The 17,871-nt window shown below is 65.2% G+C and carries 20 protein-coding genes and 4 tRNA genes; 5 read left to right on the forward strand and 19 right to left on the reverse strand.

Annotation, left to right across the window (positions count from 1 at the left end):
* The 13 genes from ACE3TH_RS08725 to ACE3TH_RS08785 form a co-directional block, all read right to left on the reverse strand.
* A complete protein-coding gene (locus tag ACE3TH_RS08725) occupies positions 1-1,323 on the reverse strand; it encodes a dicarboxylate/amino acid:cation symporter (RefSeq protein WP_374599268.1) in 1,323 nt (440 codons plus the stop codon).
* A gap of 29 nt (positions 1,324-1,352) precedes the next feature.
* Complete coding sequence (locus ACE3TH_RS08730; RefSeq protein ID WP_374599270.1) at positions 1,353-2,465, reverse strand: amino acid ABC transporter substrate-binding protein; 1,113 nt, start codon at positions 2,463-2,465, stop codon at positions 1,353-1,355.
* Positions 2,466-2,544: 79 nt separating this feature from the next.
* Positions 2,545-3,288: a Crp/Fnr family transcriptional regulator gene (locus tag ACE3TH_RS08735; RefSeq protein ID WP_374599272.1), complete on the reverse strand. Its 744-nt coding sequence runs from the start codon at positions 3,286-3,288 to the stop codon at positions 2,545-2,547.
* Positions 3,289-3,357: 69 nt separating this feature from the next.
* The gene (locus ACE3TH_RS08740; protein WP_374599274.1) at positions 3,358-3,585 is read right to left on the reverse strand and encodes a hypothetical protein; all 228 of its coding nucleotides are present in this window, start codon (positions 3,583-3,585) and stop codon (positions 3,358-3,360) included.
* Positions 3,586-3,632: 47 nt separating this feature from the next.
* Positions 3,633-3,709 (reverse strand) — tRNA-Arg (locus ACE3TH_RS08745).
* A 90-nt stretch (positions 3,710-3,799) separates the two neighbouring features.
* The gene (locus ACE3TH_RS08750; protein ID WP_374599276.1) at positions 3,800-4,105 is read right to left on the reverse strand and encodes an ETC complex I subunit; all 306 of its coding nucleotides are present in this window, start codon (positions 4,103-4,105) and stop codon (positions 3,800-3,802) included.
* 79 nt (positions 4,106-4,184) lie between these two features.
* Positions 4,185-4,261 (reverse strand) — tRNA-Pro (locus ACE3TH_RS08755).
* 49 nt (positions 4,262-4,310) lie between these two features.
* The gene (locus tag ACE3TH_RS08760; RefSeq protein ID WP_374599278.1) at positions 4,311-4,796 is read right to left on the reverse strand and encodes a DUF192 domain-containing protein; all 486 of its coding nucleotides are present in this window, start codon (positions 4,794-4,796) and stop codon (positions 4,311-4,313) included.
* A gap of 28 nt (positions 4,797-4,824) precedes the next feature.
* Positions 4,825-5,391, reverse strand: a complete 567-nt coding sequence (locus tag ACE3TH_RS08765; protein ID WP_374599280.1) for a cold-shock protein — start codon at positions 5,389-5,391, stop codon at positions 4,825-4,827.
* A 254-nt stretch (positions 5,392-5,645) separates the two neighbouring features.
* Positions 5,646-5,720: transfer RNA gene (locus ACE3TH_RS08770), tRNA-Glu, on the reverse strand.
* Positions 5,721-5,781: 61 nt separating this feature from the next.
* Positions 5,782-7,584, reverse strand: a complete 1,803-nt coding sequence (gene recJ / locus ACE3TH_RS08775) for a single-stranded-DNA-specific exonuclease RecJ (protein WP_374599282.1) — start codon at positions 7,582-7,584, stop codon at positions 5,782-5,784.
* Positions 7,584-8,540, reverse strand: coding sequence for a class II fructose-bisphosphatase (glpX, locus tag ACE3TH_RS08780; protein ID WP_374599284.1), 957 nt, complete (start codon positions 8,538-8,540; stop codon positions 7,584-7,586). Before glpX ends, recJ begins: the two co-directional genes overlap by 1 nt.
* Before the next feature lie 66 nt (positions 8,541-8,606).
* Positions 8,607-9,053 (reverse strand): hypothetical protein, encoded by a 447-nt coding sequence (locus ACE3TH_RS08785; protein WP_374599286.1) that lies wholly within the window; start codon positions 9,051-9,053, stop codon positions 8,607-8,609.
* A gap of 90 nt (positions 9,054-9,143) precedes the next feature.
* On the opposite strand from ACE3TH_RS08785, the gene phaC reads away from it, so the two are divergent.
* Together phaC and ACE3TH_RS08795 are read left to right on the forward strand one after the other, a co-directional pair.
* On the forward strand, positions 9,144-11,138 hold the full coding sequence (phaC, locus tag ACE3TH_RS08790) for a class I poly(R)-hydroxyalkanoic acid synthase (protein WP_374599288.1): 1,995 nt from the start codon (positions 9,144-9,146) through the stop codon (positions 11,136-11,138).
* Positions 11,135-11,518, forward strand: coding sequence for a hypothetical protein (locus tag ACE3TH_RS08795; RefSeq protein WP_374599290.1), 384 nt, complete (start codon positions 11,135-11,137; stop codon positions 11,516-11,518). The genes phaC and ACE3TH_RS08795 overlap by 4 nt, the downstream gene beginning before the upstream one ends.
* A gap of 4 nt (positions 11,519-11,522) precedes the next feature.
* Here ACE3TH_RS08795 and msrB read toward each other — a convergent pair whose 3' ends face one another.
* From msrB to rplM, 4 genes are all read right to left on the reverse strand, one after another.
* Positions 11,523-12,020 carry a peptide-methionine (R)-S-oxide reductase MsrB gene (gene msrB, locus ACE3TH_RS08800; protein WP_374599292.1) on the reverse strand — a complete coding sequence of 166 codons (498 nt, stop codon included), beginning with the start codon at positions 12,018-12,020 and terminating at the stop codon, positions 11,523-11,525.
* Positions 12,021-12,067: 47 nt separating this feature from the next.
* Positions 12,068-13,000 (reverse strand): N-acetyl-gamma-glutamyl-phosphate reductase, encoded by a 933-nt coding sequence (argC, locus tag ACE3TH_RS08805; protein WP_374599294.1) that lies wholly within the window; start codon positions 12,998-13,000, stop codon positions 12,068-12,070.
* 335 nt (positions 13,001-13,335) lie between these two features.
* On the reverse strand, positions 13,336-13,833 hold the full coding sequence (gene rpsI, locus ACE3TH_RS08810) for a 30S ribosomal protein S9 (protein WP_374599296.1): 498 nt from the start codon (positions 13,831-13,833) through the stop codon (positions 13,336-13,338).
* Between the two features lie 2 nt (positions 13,834-13,835).
* Positions 13,836-14,312, reverse strand: a complete 477-nt coding sequence (gene rplM, locus ACE3TH_RS08815; RefSeq protein WP_292169462.1) for a 50S ribosomal protein L13 — start codon at positions 14,310-14,312, stop codon at positions 13,836-13,838.
* Positions 14,313-14,607: 295 nt separating this feature from the next.
* Between rplM and ACE3TH_RS08820 the strand changes: the two genes are divergently transcribed.
* On the forward strand, positions 14,608-16,020 hold the full coding sequence (locus ACE3TH_RS08820) for an alkaline phosphatase PhoX (RefSeq protein WP_374599298.1): 1,413 nt from the start codon (positions 14,608-14,610) through the stop codon (positions 16,018-16,020).
* On the opposite strand, the gene ACE3TH_RS08825 is transcribed toward ACE3TH_RS08820, so the two are convergent.
* On the reverse strand, positions 15,989-17,056 hold the full coding sequence (locus ACE3TH_RS08825) for a COX15/CtaA family protein (protein ID WP_374599300.1): 1,068 nt from the start codon (positions 17,054-17,056) through the stop codon (positions 15,989-15,991). The two genes, ACE3TH_RS08820 and ACE3TH_RS08825, sit on opposite strands and share 32 nt — an antisense overlap.
* Positions 17,057-17,190: 134 nt before the next feature.
* Here ACE3TH_RS08825 and ACE3TH_RS08830 point away from each other — a divergent pair, with 134 nt between their 5' ends.
* Positions 17,191-17,442 carry an LPXTG cell wall anchor domain-containing protein gene (locus ACE3TH_RS08830; RefSeq protein ID WP_374599302.1) on the forward strand — a complete coding sequence of 84 codons (252 nt, stop codon included), beginning with the start codon at positions 17,191-17,193 and terminating at the stop codon, positions 17,440-17,442.
* Positions 17,442-17,648, forward strand: coding sequence for a DUF2842 domain-containing protein (locus tag ACE3TH_RS08835; protein WP_374599304.1), 207 nt, complete (start codon positions 17,442-17,444; stop codon positions 17,646-17,648). Before ACE3TH_RS08830 ends, ACE3TH_RS08835 begins: the two co-directional genes overlap by 1 nt.
* A gap of 127 nt (positions 17,649-17,775) precedes the next feature.
* Here ACE3TH_RS08835 and ACE3TH_RS08840 read toward each other — a convergent pair.
* A tRNA-Pro gene (locus ACE3TH_RS08840) sits at positions 17,776-17,852 on the reverse strand.
* Between the last annotated feature and the right edge of the window lie 19 nt (positions 17,853-17,871).

Here is a 17,871-nt window from a genome sequence, read left to right on the forward strand (position 1 = left end):
TCAGGTCGCAGGCGCGACAGGTACCTCGTCGTCCGCCACGACCGGAACGTCATCTTCGCCGCGAGAGACGACGGTGGCCAGAACGAGATCACCCGTGACGTTCAGGGTGGTGCGGCACATGTCCAGGAAGCGGTCGACGCCCAGGATCAGGCCTATGCCCTCGGCGGGCACACCGACCATGACCAGGATCATCGCCACGACCGGCAGGGAGCCTGCCGGCACACCCGCCGTCCCGATTCCGCCCAGAATACAGACCAGCATCACCACGACCTGCTGCGTCAGCGACAGCTCGATCTGGAAGAACTGCGCCAAGAACAGCACCGTCACCCCCTCGAATAGCGCCGTGCCGTTCTGATTAGCGGTCGCACCGACGGTCAGAACAAAGCGAGCGATCTTGCGCGGCAGGTTCAGCTGCTCGTCCGCCGCCTTCAGCGCGACAGGCAGGGTGGCGTTGGACGAGGCCGTCGAGAATGCCACGACCATCGGTTCGCGGATGCCGCGGAAGAAGGCCAGCGGCGAGCGACGCGCCCCGATCCAGACGACCAGCGGATAGACCACGAACATGTGGATCAGCATGGCGCCGACCGCGACGGCGACGAAGGCCGCCAGCTTGACCAGCAGATCCCAGCCGAACAGCGCCGCCAGGTTGAACATCAGACAGGCGATCGCATAGGGGGCCAGTTTGATGACCATGTTGATCAGCTTCATCGTGACCTCGAGGATGCCCTCAATCACGGTCTGAAGTCGGTCGGTCGCCGGGCTCTTGGCCATGACCAGGCCGATGCCGAAGAACAGGGCGAAGATCATCACCGGCAGGATCTGGTTCTCAGACGCCGCCGTGAAGACGTTTGACGGGATCAGGTCCAGGAAGAACTGACCGAACTGCACCGTCTCCGGTGCCTTCTCGGTGATGGCCGTCGCCCCCTCACGTCCCTGCTCCAGCAGGCTGGCCGCCAGAAGGGGATCCACACCGGCACCCGGCTGGAAGATGTTGACCATGGCCAGGCCGATGATGACGGCGATGCTGGACACCACGACGGTCAGACCGAGCGTTTTCCACCCTGCGCGACCGAGAGATTTCAGGTCGCCCATCTCTGCGACACCGACCACCAGGGCCGAGAAGAGCAACGGGATCACCAGCATGAACAGCAGGCGCAGGAAAATCTGCCCGGCGGGCCCGGTGATGTTGGACGTGACCCACACCACCCACGGCGCCTCAGCCCCGGCCAGCAGGTGGACAGCCATGCCGCCGCCCAGTCCCACGACAAAGCCGATCAGCATCAGCCAGTGCAGCGGCAAACCGCCCTTCTTGGTGTCGTCCATGCGTCCCCCGGCCCGTTGATCGGGCGCTGTCATCGAATGGGCAGGGCGTAGATCAGGCCGCCCGGCCTCGCGTTCCATTGTGCGTTAAGCCCCCGCTCCAGGTCGAGCGGAGAATCGGGGCCGATATTCCGGGCGAAGATTTCGCCATAGTTGCCCTGTGCCTTGATCGCGCGCCTCGCCCAGTCGTCGGACAGGCCAAGCATGGATCCGAGCTCGCCCTCAACGCCCAGCAGACGGCGGATGCGCGGGTCGGATGCCTCCTCGACCTGAACATCGATATTCTCGGACGTCACGCCCAATTCCTCGGCCGCGACCAGCGCATTCAGGGTCCAGCGCACGACCGACGTCCAGGCCTCGTCGCCCCGCTTCACCGCCGGCCCTAAGGGTTCCTTGGAGATGACATCGGGCAGGATCATGTGCTGATCCGGGCTGGCCAGCGTGGTTCGCGCCGCCGCCAGGGCCGAGATGTCGGCGCTCAGCGCATCGCATTCCTCGCGACCATAGGCTGCCGCTGCGGCCTCGGCGCTGATCGCTTCGACCTTGCGATACTCCAGGCCGCGCGCCCGGAACCAGTCGGCCACATTGCCCTCGGATGTCGAGGCGCGCTGGACGCAGACACGGGCAGTATTCAGCTCCTGCGCACTAGTCAGGTTCAGGGCGCGGCGCACCATGAAGCCTTGGCCGTCGTAATAGTTGATGCCTGCGAAGCGCACGCCCTCCTGCGCCTCGCGTGACAAGGTCCAGGACGTCTCGCGCCACAGAACGTCGGCCCGCCCGCTGCGCAGGGCTTCGAACCGCTGGGCATTGGACACCGGCACGAAACGGACCGCATTCGCGTCGCCCAACACAGCCGCCGCCAGGGCTCGACAGAAATCGACGTCGAAGCCCCGCCACTGTCCGCGATTGTCCGTATAGGCGAACCCGACCAATCCCTCATGGACGCCGCAGTTCAACCGCCCCCGGGCCTTGATCGCCTCCAGGGTCGGGCTGGCGAAATCGGGCGCGACCGTACTGGTTTCGGTGACTGGGGCTGTCTCGTCAGCCTGATTTCGGTTGCCGATCAGGTCGCAGGCGCCCAGGGTCAGCGCCAGCGTCAGAACTGCGCCGGTGACCCCTGCCTTCCCGACCTTCGCTGATCGCATCGCCGCCTCGCCGTCGTCGCAACTGTACCCCGCGCCTTTAGAACCGTTCGCGACGGCGGTATCAACCGACAGGCCGCAATTAGTCTTCGGGTTCCAGCATGCTCTGACCAGGAGCGAGGCCGAGTTTGTCGGTCCGTGTCCGCTGCATCATGTAGCATTCGCAGGCCGCCGCCTCGAGACGGCGACGGTTTTCAACCCTCAGTGCGCCTCGCGCGTAGGATATGGCCCCCTGACGTTTCAACTCGGCGGCACCTGCGGACACGGTCGTGCGCTGGACGCCCAGCATCACCGACATCTCTTCCTGCGTCAGGTCCAGCGCCTCACGCCCCGTGCGGTCGCACAGGGTCAAGATCCAGCGCGCCAGTCGTGAGGTGCTGTCATGGATCGCATTGCAGGCGGCGTTCTGGGCTCCCTGCGATTGATTGTCGTGGGTCAGCAGCATCAGTCGCTTCAGAAGGCGCGGGCTCTCGACCACCTGTTTGCGCAGGGCGGAGGCCGAAAGGGCAATCACGGTATCCCCCTCGCGCACCGTCACGCGCCAAGCGCATGGCGCTTCGGCTAGGAAGGCCGCGAGGCCCGAAACCCCTTCCGAACCCACGGTCGAAATTTCGACCACACGACCGTCGCTGAAGGCCATGACGTTGGACAGTTCGGTGGCGACCGGAAAATGAACTTCCCGGACCCGCACATCCTGCTCGATCAGGACCTGGTCTTTCTCCACGGTTATGCGGCGAAGATGGGGTCCAAGCGCGATCTGGTCGGCCTCATCCATCGATTCTAGCAAACCGTTGCCGCTGTGCTCTGCGCTCAGTCCGCTGGCCATGTCGATTCGGGGTCCCCAGCGTCACGGTTTCATGACGCGATACGCGCTACACCTCTTGTGGCCCACTTACTACAACTCTGTGGCGACCGCTTCTATCCGGTAGAAGACAGTACCGTCTTCCCGCGCAACCGTGACACCGAACGACCCGCCTCCGAGGAGGTCTGAGGCATGGCCTGGCAACAGCTCCGACAGGCTGGCAACCGCGCTAGCGCAGGCTGCAGCGTCATTCGGCAGAGTTTCGCCCTCGGCATCCACCGGCGTTCCGTCAGCGGTCGTATCGAAAAAATAGCGCGGCATGGTCGCAAAAGCCGTTGTTGCGACCGTTTGTTCCGCATTGGATGAAATGGCGCGCCCAGCAGGACTCGAACCTGCAACATCCCGCTTAGAAGGCGGGTGCTCTATCCGGTTGAGCTATGGGCGCTCTCGCGGCTCAACTAGCGCAAAGCGCGAGCGCCGCAAACGAAAACGCGGCCCAGCGAGCGACCCGTCGCAAGCGTCAGCCGCCCCGCAATCAATGCGTCCAGGGCTGTTTACGGAAGGTGGCGAAGTTGTCGGCATAGGCCTTGATGATGACCGGCGGTTCCTGCGGCTCGTGCAGGCGAAAGGGGATCCCGTGCCTTTCGGCATAGGCCACCGCTTCCTCGGCCGTGTCGAACGTCAGTCGCACCTGGCCGTTCATGTCGTCAGAACTCGTCCAGCCCATCAGCGGGTCGATGGTCCGCGCCGAAGCCGGCTCGAACTCAAGCCGCCAGCTCAAGGTCTTGGCCTTGCCGGACTGCATGGCGGTCTTGGCGGGACGATAGATGCGGGCGAGCATGATGTCGGTCTCGTCGCTGGCGGATATCCGCGGCTCAAGCAGCGAGCGCCCGCGGCGCGAGCGGTAGCCGCCAAATGAATGGTCGGAGTGAGAGGATTCGAACCTCCGACCCTCTGGTCCCAAACCAGATGCGCTACCAGGCTGCGCTACACTCCGGCGGCGGGATTTGACACACTCGGGCCTGCACCGCAACGCAGCAAATAGCTTATTCGGCAAAGAAGGGGTGGCGGACCCGGTCTCCGGCCTTGGCCCCTATCTCTGCCGCCCGACCGGCCCGCAGCTCCAGCACGCCGCTGGCTGGACCATTGGAGGGGATCAAGGCATCGCTGTTGGGCGGGGCGTTGGGCGCGATCGAGACGATCACGCCGCGCGGATCGATGTAGATGATGTCCAGCGAACTGGGGGTATTGTGCATCCAGAACGCACGTGGGGCGACGTCCGGAAACTGGAACAGCATGCCCCGGTCGTCAGCCAGCGGTGGGCGCTCCATCAACCCGCGCTGCCGCTCGGCGTCATCGTCGGCGATCTCGACCATGAAACGATGCTCGCCGGACGACGTCACGACGGTCAGCGGCTCCAGCGGATTACCCTGCGCATCCTTGGGCGTACCCGCGCCTGCGCAACCCGCCAACAGGGTCAGGCCGACCACGCCTGCGCCCAGACCGCTCAAAAATCCACGACGATTCGACATAGACTCACACCCTCATGGGGCGGTCCGATCAACCGCCCGGTCTGATTTCCGCAACCACAAGGCCCTTTGGCCCATCGGCGAAGCGCACGGCGACCGCCTCGCCAGGCAACAGATCATCCAGACCGCAACGCCGCAAGGTCTCGACATGCACGAAGATATCGCCGGGCTCATTATTCCGCACGACGAATCCATAGCCCTTGGTGCGATTGAACCATTTGACCACGGCGGACTCCAGGCCGGCCGCATCCGCATCATCCAGCGTCAGCGCGTCTGGGTGATTGCGCAGGCCATCGTAGGCGGAGCGGCGCACGAGCTCTGATGGCGCTTCCGTCTGCGCCAGTTCGTGGATCTCGGTGACCTGCCAGCCTTTGGGCCGCCGCACACAGTCGCAGACGATGGCCGCTCCCTCGCCCGCCGTGTCGTGGCCCTTGTCGCGCAGGCTGGTGACGTGCAGCAGGACGTCACGGTCGTCCGTTAGGCCAGGATCATCAGGCACGATGAAACCATAACCCTTGCCCGGATCAAACCACTTCACATGACCGGTGACGCGAACAACCGCCCCCGTACCCGTCTCAACGCCCGCGTAGTCAGACACAGCCACCCCTCCGTCCGCTTAACCTTACGGACGGGTTCCGTTTAACACGGTTCTGTGAACACTGGAAAAGAGAAAAAACACGCTCAAGCCCGACAAAGGGCGGATTTGTTGCCTTCCGACGCCCTGCCAAGGCTTCCGAGCGCACAGGCGTTCCAGCATGACATCACGTTCTCTGGCGACCAAGTCGCGCGTCCTCCCCATCCGACCGGGCCGGCTTTAAGATTTGCGATGTCAGGAAATGGAACGCCCCGCGCTGGCAGTCCCTAGGGGAGTCGAACCCCTCTCTTCAGGTTGAAAACCTGACGTCCTAACCGATAGACGAAGGGACCGCTGCGCGGGGAAGCGGCGATATAGCCGCCGATTTTCGGGGATGCAAGCGCCGATGAGCGATTAATTCATCCGCGGATCGGCCACATCCTCGATCTCGAACTGGACACCCTTGCGACCGTTCCAGTCGTCAGCCTTCAGACGACCGACGACACTCAGTCCGCCCTGCCCCGACAGCAAGGCCTGACCGGAGGGCAGGTCGGCACAGCGCCAAGCGATGGCCTTGACCGAAGCGCCGTCGGCTCCGACCAGCCGGCACCGAACGTGCCCTCCCGTCATCGCCACGGCCTCACGCGCGCTGACGTGCGACAGGGCAAAGAGGGGCTCTGGATTCGCCGGACCGAAGGGAGCCAGCTGCTCGAATTGCTCGAAAAGGCCGCGCGTCGCCGCACCCGGCTCGATCAGGGCGTCGATCTCGACGCCGTCCAATGCTTCGGCCTCGGCCTGTTCACCTGCCATCCGCTCGTTCAAGAAATCGCGCAGACGGCCGATAGCCTCGACCCGCACGGTCAGGCCGGCCGCCATCGCATGGCCACCGCCCGCGAGCAGCACGCCCTCGTTCCAGGCAGCCTGGATCGCCTTGCCCAGGTTCATGCCGGGCTGAGACCGACCCGAGCCCTTGCCGATACCGTTGATCGCATCGACGCCGATCACCACGACCGGCTTGCGCCAGCGCTCACGCAGACGCCCGGCGACGATGCCGACGACGCCGGGATGCCAGTCCGCGCCCTCGATGACTACGACCGCGGACCCGTCTTCATGCGCGCCCGTCGCCTCGACACGGCGCGTCGCCTCGTCGGTCACCAACCGCTCCACCTCGCGGCGCTCGATGTTCAGCGCATGCAGTTCAGCCGCCAGCGACACAGCCTCGGCTTCGTCGTCAGTCGACAGCAGCCGCGCCCCCAGGTCGGATTTACCGATCCGCCCGCCCGCGTTGATCCGAGGCCCTAGAATGAAGCCCGCGTGATTGGACTTGGCCGGCCCTGGCTCGGCGCCTGCAGCCGCAAGAAGCGCTCGTAGACCCGGATTGCCCCAGTCCGACATGACGCGCAGTCCCAAGCTGGTCAGGGCGCGGTTGAAGCCGGTCAGGCCCGTCACGTCGCAGATCGCGCCCATGGCCGCCAGATCAAGCCACTGGCGGATGTCCGGCTCCTTGCGATCGACGAACAGCCCCCTACCCCGCCCCTCCCGGTTCAGCGCGGCCAGCAGCACGAATACGACCCCCGCAGCCGCCAGATTGCCCTGACCAGAGCCACAGCCCGGCCGGTTCGGATTGACCACGGCAGCACAGACAGGCGGCTGCTCGCGCATCATGTGGTGATCGATGACGACGACCTTCAGCCCGATAGCCGCCGCGTGCGCCACGGCCTCGTTGGCCGCCGCCCCACAGTCGACCGTGATGACCAGATCAGCCCCGGAGGCCTTCAAGGTGTCGAACGCCTTGGCGCTGGGGCCATAGCCCTCGGTCAGGCGATCGGGCACATAGATCGGCAGGTCAGCGCCCAATGCCCGAAACCAGCGGACCAGCAAGGCCGCGCTGGATGCGCCATCGACGTCATAGTCGGCGAACACATGGATGGACTGACCGGCCTGCAGGGCCTCGACGATGACCTGAGCCGCGACGTCCATGTCCATGAAGCTGGACGGATCGGGAAACATCGCCTTCAGCGTCGGTCGCAGGAAGTTCGCCCCTTGGTCCGCCTGCACGCCGCGTGCTGCCAGCGCGCGTGCCAGCGGCTCGTCCAGGCCCAGGGTCTGCATGTGCGCACGAATCAGGCCGGCCTCGGCCGGGCGCTGCCGCCAGGCCCGGCCCGACAGCGAGCGGGAGATGCCCAGAAACGCAGGCTGGCCCGCGCCGTCGGCCATCAGAGCGGGCGGATCGTGCGGATGCGCTGAACCGTGCGGGTCGAGGAATCCATGACCAGTGTGTGCGTCGAGACGAAGCCGTCCTTGACCTGCACCCCGTCCAGCATCGCGCCCTTGGTTACGCCAGTCGCCGCAAAGATGGCATCCTTGGAAACCAGCTCATGCAGATCATATTTGCGATCGAAATCGGTGACGCCCGTATGATTGGCCCGCGCGCGCTCCTCGTCATTGCGGAAGATCAGACGCCCCTGGAAATGCCCGCCGACGCATTTCAGGGCCGAGGCCGCCAGCACGCCTTCCGGCGCTCCGCCGGACCCCAGATACAGGTCGATGCCCGTGTCCGGCTCGGCCGTATGGATGACCCCGGCCACATCACCGTCAGTAATCAGCATGACCTTGGCCCCGACCTCGCGCAGGGCGGCGATCAGTTCGGCGTGGCGTGGACGGTCCATGACGCAGACGGTGATGTCGTCCGGGCGCACACCCTTGGCCGAGGCCAGCGAGCGGACGTTATCGCCCGGCGTCATATCCAGATCGACGGTGCCGGGCGCATAGCCGGGACCGATGGCGATCTTGTCCATATAGGTGTCGGGCGCATGCAGCATGCCTCCGCCCGGCGACATCGACAGAACCGTCAGGGCATTGGCCATGGCCTTGGCGGTCAGGGTGGTGCCTTCCAGCGGATCCAGAGCGATGTCGATGGCCGGGCCTTTGCCGGTGCCGACCTTCTCGCCGATGTACAGCATGGGGGCTTCGTCGCGCTCGCCCTCGCCGATCACGATCTTGCCGTCGATATCCAGGGCATTCAGGGCCGTGCGCATGGCGTCCACCGCCAGCTGATCTGCGTGCTTCTCGTCGCCGCGTCCGATCTGGGCCCAGGACGCGATGGCGGCCAGTTCGGTCACGCGCGCCGCGTCGGCAGCCAAAGTAGAGGCGTAAGGGGCCTGATCGGCCATGGGCGTATCTCCTGAAGGTTATGATCGCCGGATTCTCCGATCCGGGCGAGCGCGTCGGCCAGGCCGCTACTGGCGGCGCGTGATGGGTGGGGGCGCGCGACCACGTTCGCGGGCACGGCGCAGGTATTCGTCGATCTCGGCCTGGGTCTGCTGGGTCGCTGGCGCTACGGCGGTGGCCGCGACGCGGGACCGCAGAGCCTCCGCAAATGCCGCCGGATCGTCGGTCAGGGTCCAGTCGATGCGTGCCACCTCTCCGGCAAGTGCACCGCGCGTGACCCTCAAAGTGTTGACCTCAGCGGCGATGGACGTCGGCGTCGGGGCGGGTTCGGTGGATTTCGGGAAGTCGGCCCAGCGCGGATACTCGCGATTCGCATCGACCAGAGCCTGGACCCGCGCTGCGACCGGCGATGTCTCATCGGTGCGCGGGTTGAACGAGGACGCACAGGCCGTCAGCACCGAGGCGCAGACCGCCAGGAACAGGACGCTGCCGATTTTCTGGATCAATGCGTTCATTTCAGGTGCGCTCATATGCCATGATTGCGACAGGCGGAAGGGCGGGCACATGTCTCTCGCACCACGCGACGATCTTTCGGGAGCCCGACCATGGCCAAGTCTCCGTCCTCGCCGCCGCCTTCCGTCGTGCCCCCCGGCCCTCGCAAGTCTGGCCGCCCCACGTCGCCCAAGCCGCCCCGTCCCCGAGCAAAAACCGCTGAGCGCATGGAGGCGGTACCGCCCCCCATTCTCGAGACGGCCCCGCCAGAAGCCTCCGCGCCATCGGCGCAACCGCCGGAAACGGGAGCGCCGTCATTCCCCTTTGCCGATGTCGGTGCCGAGCAGCGGCAGATGATTGAAACGCTGTCTTTGAATCTGGCTCGCGCCGCCATGACGGCCCAGACCGCCATTGCCGAGGCCGCGCTGTCGCAGACGGCAAATTCGGGTCCCGCCGCCCTGTCGCCCGACCCGTTCAATGTCGGCCCGGCGATGAACAGCGTGATGACCAGCCTGGCGTCGCGCCCCGACCGGCTGTTCGCGGCGCAGGCCGATCTGTTCAACCGCTACATGGACCTGTGGGCCGCCACGACGCGACGGGCGGCGGGAGAGGAAGCGCCTCAGCCGTCGAAGGACAAGCGGTTCAAGGATCCGGCCTGGTCGGAAAATCCGATGTTCGACATGATGCGCCAGTCCTATCTGGTCACAGCCGACTGGATGAACGGGCTGGTATCCAGCGTCGAGGACGTCGATCCCCTGACCAAGCGCCGCGCCGAGTTCTTTACCAAGCTGCTGACCGATGCCTTTTCGCCGTCGAACTTCCTGGCCTCCAACCCCGCGGCCCTGAAAGCCCTGGCTGAGACCAATGGCGAATCGCTGGTCCGGGGCATGCAGAACTTCGCCGCCGACATGGAGCGCGGGGCCGGCAAGCTGAAGATCAGCCAGGCCGACTACGGCCGGTTCGTCGTGGGCGAGAACGTCGCTACCGCGCCGGGCCAGGTCGTCTGGCGTGACGAGCTGTTCGAACTGATCCAGTACGATGCCGCCACAGAGAAGCAGCGGGCCATCCCCCTGCTGATCTTCCCGCCGTGGATCAACAAATTCTACATCATGGACCTGCAGCCGGAGAATTCCCTGATCCGCTGGCTTTCGGCCCAGGGGTTCACCGTCTTCGTCTGCTCGTGGGTGAATCCGGACGTGGACAAGGCCGACTTCGGCTTCGACGACTATCTGGAAAAAGGCATCTATCGCGCCGTCGCCAAGGTCCTCGAACAGTCGGGGTCGAAGCGGTTGAACACCGTCGGCTACTGCATCGGCGGCACTTTGCTGGGGGCGGCCCTCGCCCATATGGCCGAAAAGCGCGTGCAGCCCGTCGCCTCGACCACCTTCTTCGCGGCCCAGCACGACTTCGCCGAGGCGGGCGATCTGTTGCTGTTCACCGACGAGCACTGGCTACAGCAGATTGAGGAACAGATGGATGCCGCCGGCGGCGTACTGCCCGGCGCGGCCATGGCCGACACCTTCAATGCGCTGAGGGCCAACGACCTGATCTGGTCGTTCTTCGTGTCCAACTATCTGATGGGCAAGTCGCCGGCGGCCTTCGATTTGCTGTTCTGGAACGCGGACCAGACCCGCATGCCCAAGCGGCTGCACATGGACTATCTGCGCTCCATGTACGGGCAGAACCGGCTGTCCCAGGGGCAGTTCGAGATCGGCGGCATCACGGTCGATCTGTCAAAGGTGACGATCCCGCTATATTTCCAGGCCAGCCGCGAGGATCACATCGCGCCGATGAACTCGGTCTATCGCTCGGCAAAGGCCTTCACCAACGCCGACGTGACCCTGACGCTGGCCGGATCGGGCCATATCGCAGGCGTTATCAATCCGCCCAGCGCCAACAAATACCAGCACTGGACCAACCCCGCCCTACCCGCCAACCTGGCCGAATGGCAGGCCGGAGCCGAAGAGCATCCCGGCAGTTGGTGGAACCACTGGGCCGGGTGGCTGCATGACAAGTCCGGCGAGTGGGTGGCGGCCCGCGACCCCAAATCCGGCCCACTTTCGCCGATAGAACCGGCACCTGGCTCCTATGTGAAGGTCAAGAGTTGACGCGTATCGAACCCAACCTGCTGCTGGCCTTTGCGACCGGCATTCCGCTTTTGCTGCTGACGATGACGGCCACCGTCTATGGCGAGCCGGGGCCGGGCTGGCTGAACCCGGCGCTGGCGGTGCTGTACACCATCATCTTCGTGGGGTTGAATAAACCGCTGTCCAAGCTGATGAAGCTGAATGCCGACCGGCCGCCCATGATCAGTCCGCTGGCCCCGACCTCGGCCATCTGGGCGGGTATTTTCCCCACTATCGTTACTGTGATGGCGGTCGTGCCGTTCTTCGTCAGGGGCTTCAACTACGGCCTGATGGTGGTGATCGGCTCTATCCTTTTCGGCATCACCATCCAATCGGCCCTCACGGCCAGAGAACAGGGCTGACCGGTCAGGCCGGGACGAACTTCAGCGCCACGCCGTTGTTGCAGTAGCGTTTGCCCGTGGGGCGCGGACCGTCGTCGAACACATGGCCCTGATGCCCCAGGCAGCGGGCGCAGTGGTATTCCGTGCGCGGTATGCCGATCGCATAGTCGGTCTTGGTCCCGATATTGGCGGCGATGACGTCATAGAAGCTGGGCCAGCCCGTGCGGCTGTCGTACTTCCACTGCGACCGGAACAGCGGCAGGTCGCAGCCGCGACAGACAAAGGTCCCGCGCCGGCTCTCGTTGTTCAGAGGGCTGGAGCCCGGCCGCTCGGTGGCCTCATGGCGCAGGACGTCATAGGCCGCGCGGGGAAGACGCTGCCGCCACTGCGCATCCGTCACGCGGCGGAAGGGCGAGTTGGCGTACTGACGGGTCGAGGCGTCCGCCGTCTCGGGCGCACAGCCGGTCAGTGCGACCGCACCGGCGGTCAGGAACAGGGTTCGACGGCTCAGGGTCTGGGTCATGACCGGATATACGTCGGCAGGACCGCGTAGGTTTCAAGCGCGGCGGATCACCCCAGTCCCGCGCCCTCGTCCAGCCCCAGCATCAGGTTCAGGTTCTGCACCGCCGCACCCGACGCGCCCTTGCCCAGGTTGTCCAGCAGGGCCACCAGCCGCGCCTGCCCGCCCGACCGGTCGCCGAATACATGCAGCCGCATCCGGTTGGTGCTGTTCAGGCCCTCGGGATCCAGACCCGTCATCGCCTCGGTCCTCTCGAGCTCCGCCACCTCGACGAACCTCTGGCCGTCGTAGGCTTCGACGAGAGCTCCATGGATGCGCTCGATGGACGGTGTCTCGGGCAGGGCCGACAGATGCAGCGGCACCTCGACCAGCATGCCCTGGCGATAGTTGCCGACTGCCGGCGCGAACAGCACGTCGCGCGACAGGCCCGTATGCCGCGTCATCTCCGGCACATGCTTGTGCGTCAGCGAAAGGCCATAGGCGCGGAAGGGGGTCGGGGTTCCGCCCTCGAACTCCGCGATCATCGCTTTGCCGCCGCCGGAATAGCCGGATACCGCATTGACCGTCACGGGCCAGTCGGCGGGCAGCAGCCCCGCCCGCACCAGCGGTGCGATCAGGCCGATAAAGCCGGTCGGATAGCAGCCCGGATTCGACACCCGCGTCGCGCCTGCGATCCGCTCTCTCTGACCCGGTGCCATCTCCGCAAAACCATAGGTCCAGGACGGATCGACCCGAAAGGCCGTCGAGGCGTCGATCACCCGCACCGCCGGGTTGTCGATCATGGCGACCGCCTCCTTCGCCGCGTCGTCCGGCAGGCACAGGATTACCGCATCGGCCGCATTCAGCGCCTCGCGCCGCGCCTCGACCTCGCGCCGCCGGTCGCCGAGCAGGATCAGATCTAGATCGCCGCGCGCCTCCAGCCGCTCGCGAATCTCCAGCCCCGTGGTCCCGGCCTCGCCGTCGATGAAGATGGTGTGGGTCAACCCGTGAACTCCAGAAAGCGATCCAAAAGTGCTTCGGCCTCTTGACTCAGGCCGAGAGGCTGAGGACCGCCCCCCGTCAATATGTTGTCGCAGTCGTGCGTTGAACCCCGGACCTCGAGCCACTTCTCGTCACCCCGGTAGTCGTGGAAATACTCGGCGACGACCTCGCCATTCTGCGTGATCTCGTAGCGATAATTTCCGAACGACTCACGGACCCCGGACCAGTGTCTTACGCAGTATTTAGACATGTTCTTCAGCCCTTCTGGCTGCCAAAGAAAAAGGCGCTCCAGGTTTCCCCGGAGCGCCCTTGTAATCCAAGTCGCCGCTGTGACCGACTAGCGCTTCGAAAACTGGAAGGACTTGCGGGCCTTGGCGCGGCCGTACTTCTTGCGCTCGACGACGCGGCTGTCGCGGGTCAGGAAGCCGTGCGGCTTCAGGACCGGGCGCAGCGCCGGCTCGTAGTGGGTCAGGGCGTGCGACAGGCCATGGCGGATCGCGCCGGCCTGGCCAGACAGGCCCGAGCCCTCGACGGTGCAGACCACGTCGAACTGGGTTTCACGGCCGGTGACGACCAGCGGCTGGGCAATCATCATGCGCAGGATTTCGCGGGCGAAATACTGCATCTGATCCTTGCCGTTGATCGTGAACTTGCCGGTGCCGGGCTTTACCCAGACGCGGGCGATCGCGTTCTTGCGCTTGCCGGTCGAATAGGCGCGGCCCTGAGCGTCCAGCTTCTGCTCGTAGACGGGGTGCTCTTCGCCCGCGCCGGGGGTCTGCATGCTCTTCAGAGCATCGAAGCCGGTGGCGGTTTCGGTGTTGGTGACGTCGGTCATGCTCAGACGCTCCGGGTGTTCTTGGTCGAGGCCGACTTGAAGTCGATCGTCTCGGGCTTCTGGGCTTCGTGGTCGTGGGTCGAACCGGCGAACAGGCGCAGATGCGTCATCTGCTTGCGAGCCAGCGGGCTCTCCTTGGGCAGCATGCGCTCGACAGCCTTTTCAAGGACGCGCTCGGGGAAACGGCCATTCAGGACCTTTTCCGGCGTCGTCTGCTTGACGCCGCCCGGGTGACCGGTGTGGCGGTAGTAGATCTTGTCGGTGTTCTTCTTGCCGGTGAACACCACCTTGTCGACGTTGGTGACGACGACATAGTCGCCGCAATCGACGTGGGGGGTGTAGTCGCCGCGGTGCTTGCCGCGCAGACGGTTGGCGATGAACGTCGCGAGACGGCCCACCACGACGCCTTCGGCATCGATGTGGATCCACTTCTTCTCGACGTCGGCCGGCTTCAGCGAAGCCGTAGTGCTCTTCAGCATGACGTGGGTTTCCCGGGAAGGCGATACGAGGCCCCTCCCCGCCAGATGGCCGGAAGAAGCGGAAGGCGCGCTTACTAGGGGATGCAAGTCTGGAGGTCAACGATAGTTTATTGACCTGTTCCAGCCTAACCTCATGTCTAAAAACAACTTTTTGGATGCGGTAATAAAATACCGCATTTTCTGACAACCTCGTTGCGCACCGGACCCTATGTTATTCCGCGCTTCGTCACAGAACCATGATGATTGCGCCCTCCCCGCCCGGCATAAGCGGGCTTGGTTCGGAGAGTATTTGCCCATGCGCCCTGATCGTCGTCAGCTGTTCACCGGCTCGGCCGCCGCCGTCGCCTTTGCTGGCCTAGCCAGCAATGTCAGGGCCCAGGCGGCTCCGACGGGCGAAACCTATGTCAATGACGTCCATGGTTACGGCCCGCTGATCGCCGATCCCGACAAGCTGCTCGATCTGCCCGAAGGCTTTAGCTACGAGATCGTGTCCCAGAGCGGCGACACCATGGATGACGGCCTGTTCGTCCCGGGCCAACCGGACGGCATGGGCTGCTTTCCGCTGGAGGGTACCCGCGTCGCCCTGGTCTGCAACCACGAGCTCAAGGGCTCCAGCGCCCTTCATCGCAACCTTGGTCCCGGCGGCTTTCATCAGCAGCGGATCGGCCTGCTGGACCCCACCAAGGGCTATGACACCTACAAGGACGGTCGCGCCCTGCCCGGCGGTACCACCACCTTGATCTACGACCTGGCGACGCGACGGAAGGTCAGCCAGCATCTCTCCCTCGCCGGCACTTCGACCAACTGCTGTGGCGGCCAGACTCCGTGGGGCAGCTGGCTGACCTGCGAGGAGAATGTCGACACGCCCGCCAACAAGGACGTGACCAAACCGCACGGCTTCATCTTCGAAGTGCCCGCGACTGCGACCGGCCTGGTCGATCCCGTGCCGCTGAAAGCCATGGGCCGGTTCGAGCATGAGGCCGTCTGCGTCGATCCCCGCACGGGCATCGTCTACGAAACCGAGGACAAGGGCGACGGCCTCTTCTACCGCTTCATCCCCAATACCCCCGGCAAGCTGGTCGAGGGCGGTCGCCTCCAGGCCATGGCCTTCAAGGACAAGCCCCGCGCCGATACCCGCAATTGGGACAGTGCCGAATGGGCCGTGCGCGACTGGCGCGAGGTCGTATGGATCGATCTGGACGACGTCGAATCGCCGAACGACGACCTGCGTCTGCGCGGCCACGCGACCGGTGCGGCGCTGGTCGCCCGCGGCGAAGGCATTCATTGGGGCGACAACGAACTGTATCTGACCGCCACCTCGGGGGGACCGCTGAAGCGTGGCCAGATCATGCGCTATGTCCCCTCGCCTGACGAAGGCCAGACCGGCGAGGTCGACCGTCCCGGCCGTCTGCAGCTGTTCACCGAAAGCGCGGACCTGCGGACCATGAACATGGGCGACAACATCACCGTCGCGCCCTGGGGTCATCTGGTGGTCTGCGAAGACAACTATTCCGATGACGTCCGCAATCATGTGAAGGGCGTCACCCCGGACGGTCAGGTCTATGCGATTGCCCGCAACGTCTTCGCCGGCAACTCCGAGTTCGCCGGGGCGGTCTTTTCGCCCGACGGCGAAGTGCTGTTCGTCAACATCATGTACCCGGGCATCACCCTGGCGATCAGAGGACCCTGGTCCTCGGTCCGGACATGAACAGACGCGGCAGAGACCGGCGCACCAGCCACAGGTTGATCGTCACCACGGCCAGAACCAGCGCTGCTCCCGCCTGATGCAGCGCGCCCAGCCATAAGGGCACGGCGTGGATCAGGGTGACGACGCCCAGCGCCGCCTGCATCCAAAGCACGGTCGCCACGACCATGGCGCTGACTCCCAGCCCCTCGGCCAGCCGCCACCGCCAGGCCTGCACCGCATAGACCGTCCCGCCGATCAGCAGGGCATAGGCCGCGATGCGGTGATTGAACTGCACCAGGGCCTGATCGTGCAGGAAGGTCAGCGCCCCCGCACCCCACTCGACCGGCGGCAGGACCGATCCGTTCATCAGCGGCCAGTCCGTATAGACGAAGCCCGCCTTGGCCCCCGCCACCAGTCCACCCAGCAGACACTGCACGAACACGGCCCCCAGCAGCACCGCCGCCCCCCGGCTCCAGCCCACGGGCGGCCGCGCATGCTCCTCGCCTCTCCAAGCTTCCAGCCCCGTCCAGATCAGGCCCATGAAGATCAGCAGCGCCAGCCCCAGGTGCGTCGCCAGTCGCTCCGGCGCGACGTCGACCCGCTCCGACAGGCCGCTGGACACCATCCACCAGCCGATCAGGCCCTGCAGCCCGCCCAGGGCCAGCAGCACCGCGCACCGCCCGATCAGCCGCTTCGGAATCTTGCGCAGCGCCAGAAAGACGAAGAACGGTACGGCGAACACCACCCCGATGATCCGGCCCAGGAACCGGTGCGCCCATTCCCACCAGAAAATGGTCTTGAATCCGTCCAGGGTCATGTCCGGGTTGATGTGCTCGTACTGGGGGATCGTCTTGTACTTCTGGAAGGCGTCGGCCCAGTCGGCACCGTTCATCGGCGGCAGGGCTCCCATGATCGGCTTCCACTCCGTGATCGACAGGCCCGATCCGGTCAGGCGCGTCACCCCGCCGACGACCACCATGGCAAAGACCAGGGCTGCGGTCGCGAAAAGCCAGATCGCCACCGCCCGGCTCTGCCCGTTTGCGCTGAAACGCTTCATTCGACGCCTGCCGTTCCGACCGTTACACTGTTCGCAGTGGCGCTGGTCCACCGCCGGGATGAGCGGTATGCCCGCCCCGAACGACGAGTGCCAGTCGCTTTACGGCGTCTGATCGCCGCAACAGGAGACGCTGCTTGCCCTACGCCCAGATCGCCGCCGCCGTGGCCATCGCCGTCGCCCTGGCCGGGGCGGCCGATATGCTGACCGGACGGCGTGGCTTTTTCGCCATGGCGCTGGTGTCCGGTGTCGGCGCGGTCGCCGGCTGGTTTCTGGCGGTCAGGGTCTTCGGCGTGGCGACATCGCAGCAGTGGCTCTGGCTGGCCTGGTCCGGCATTGCGGCCGCCGTGTCGCTCGGCACCTTCTTTCTGTTCCGGAACAAGCGCTGATGAACCCGCGTCTCCGCCGTCTGATCGCCGCCTTGGGCAGCGTCACCTTTCTGACCTTCTACGTTTGGGCTGTGATCGCCATCGGCGAGCGTCTTCCCGATTCGCCCCTGATCGACCTGGCCTTCTTTGCCATCGCTGGCATCGCCTGGGGCGTGCCGCTGTTCCCACTGATCAAATGGGCCGAGGGCGGCAAATCGAAAGACTGACCGCAACACCGTCCTCAAAAAAGAGAGCGACCGCGTCGCGAGCATCAGGACCAGCAATGTCCTCAAGCAGCGCGCGACCACGTCGCAAGCGTTAGGACAAACAAAAATGGACCGGGTCAAGGGAAGATGGTCGGAGCGACAGGATTCGAACCTGCGACCCCTTGACCCCCAGTCAAGTGCGCTACCAGGCTGCGCCACGCTCCGAGAGGCGCTCCCTATAGAC

It is taken from the genome of Brevundimonas sp. (genome assembly GCF_041919755.1).
In the GTDB taxonomy this organism is placed as follows: domain Bacteria; phylum Pseudomonadota; class Alphaproteobacteria; order Caulobacterales; family Caulobacteraceae; genus Brevundimonas.

Excerpts from the sequence above, each read along its gene's own strand:
- recJ (WP_374599282.1), bottom strand. The coding sequence starts at position 7,584 with ATGGCCGACGGCGCGGGCCAGCCTGCGTTTCTGGGCATCTCCCGCTCG.
- glpX (WP_374599284.1), bottom strand. The coding sequence starts at position 8,540 with ATGGCCGATCAGGCCCCTTACGCCTCTACTTTGGCTGCCGACGCGGCG.
- ACE3TH_RS08820 (WP_374599298.1), top strand. The coding sequence starts at position 14,608 with ATGCGCCCTGATCGTCGTCAGCTGTTCACCGGCTCGGCCGCCGCCGTC.
- ACE3TH_RS08825 (WP_374599300.1), bottom strand. The coding sequence starts at position 17,056 with ATGAAGCGTTTCAGCGCAAACGGGCAGAGCCGGGCGGTGGCGATCTGG.
- rpsI (WP_374599296.1), bottom strand. The coding sequence starts at position 13,833 with ATGACCGACGTCACCAACACCGAAACCGCCACCGGCTTCGATGCTCTG.
- ACE3TH_RS08750 (WP_374599276.1), bottom strand. The coding sequence starts at position 4,105 with ATGCTCGCCCGCATCTATCGTCCCGCCAAGACCGCCATGCAGTCCGGC.
- ACE3TH_RS08835 (WP_374599304.1), top strand. The coding sequence starts at position 17,442 with ATGAACCCGCGTCTCCGCCGTCTGATCGCCGCCTTGGGCAGCGTCACC.
- ACE3TH_RS08740 (WP_374599274.1), bottom strand. The coding sequence starts at position 3,585 with ATGCCGCGCTATTTTTTCGATACGACCGCTGACGGAACGCCGGTGGAT.
- msrB (WP_374599292.1), bottom strand. The coding sequence starts at position 12,020 with ATGACCCAGACCCTGAGCCGTCGAACCCTGTTCCTGACCGCCGGTGCG.
- rplM (WP_292169462.1), bottom strand. The coding sequence starts at position 14,312 with ATGCTGAAGAGCACTACGGCTTCGCTGAAGCCGGCCGACGTCGAGAAG.
- ACE3TH_RS08725 (WP_374599268.1), bottom strand. The coding sequence starts at position 1,323 with ATGGACGACACCAAGAAGGGCGGTTTGCCGCTGCACTGGCTGATGCTG.
- ACE3TH_RS08735 (WP_374599272.1), bottom strand. The coding sequence starts at position 3,288 with ATGGCCAGCGGACTGAGCGCAGAGCACAGCGGCAACGGTTTGCTAGAA.
- phaC (WP_374599288.1), top strand. The coding sequence starts at position 9,144 with ATGGCCAAGTCTCCGTCCTCGCCGCCGCCTTCCGTCGTGCCCCCCGGC.
- ACE3TH_RS08730 (WP_374599270.1), bottom strand. The coding sequence starts at position 2,465 with ATGCGATCAGCGAAGGTCGGGAAGGCAGGGGTCACCGGCGCAGTTCTG.
- ACE3TH_RS08785 (WP_374599286.1), bottom strand. The coding sequence starts at position 9,053 with ATGAACGCATTGATCCAGAAAATCGGCAGCGTCCTGTTCCTGGCGGTC.
- ACE3TH_RS08760 (WP_374599278.1), bottom strand. The coding sequence starts at position 4,796 with ATGTCGAATCGTCGTGGATTTTTGAGCGGTCTGGGCGCAGGCGTGGTC.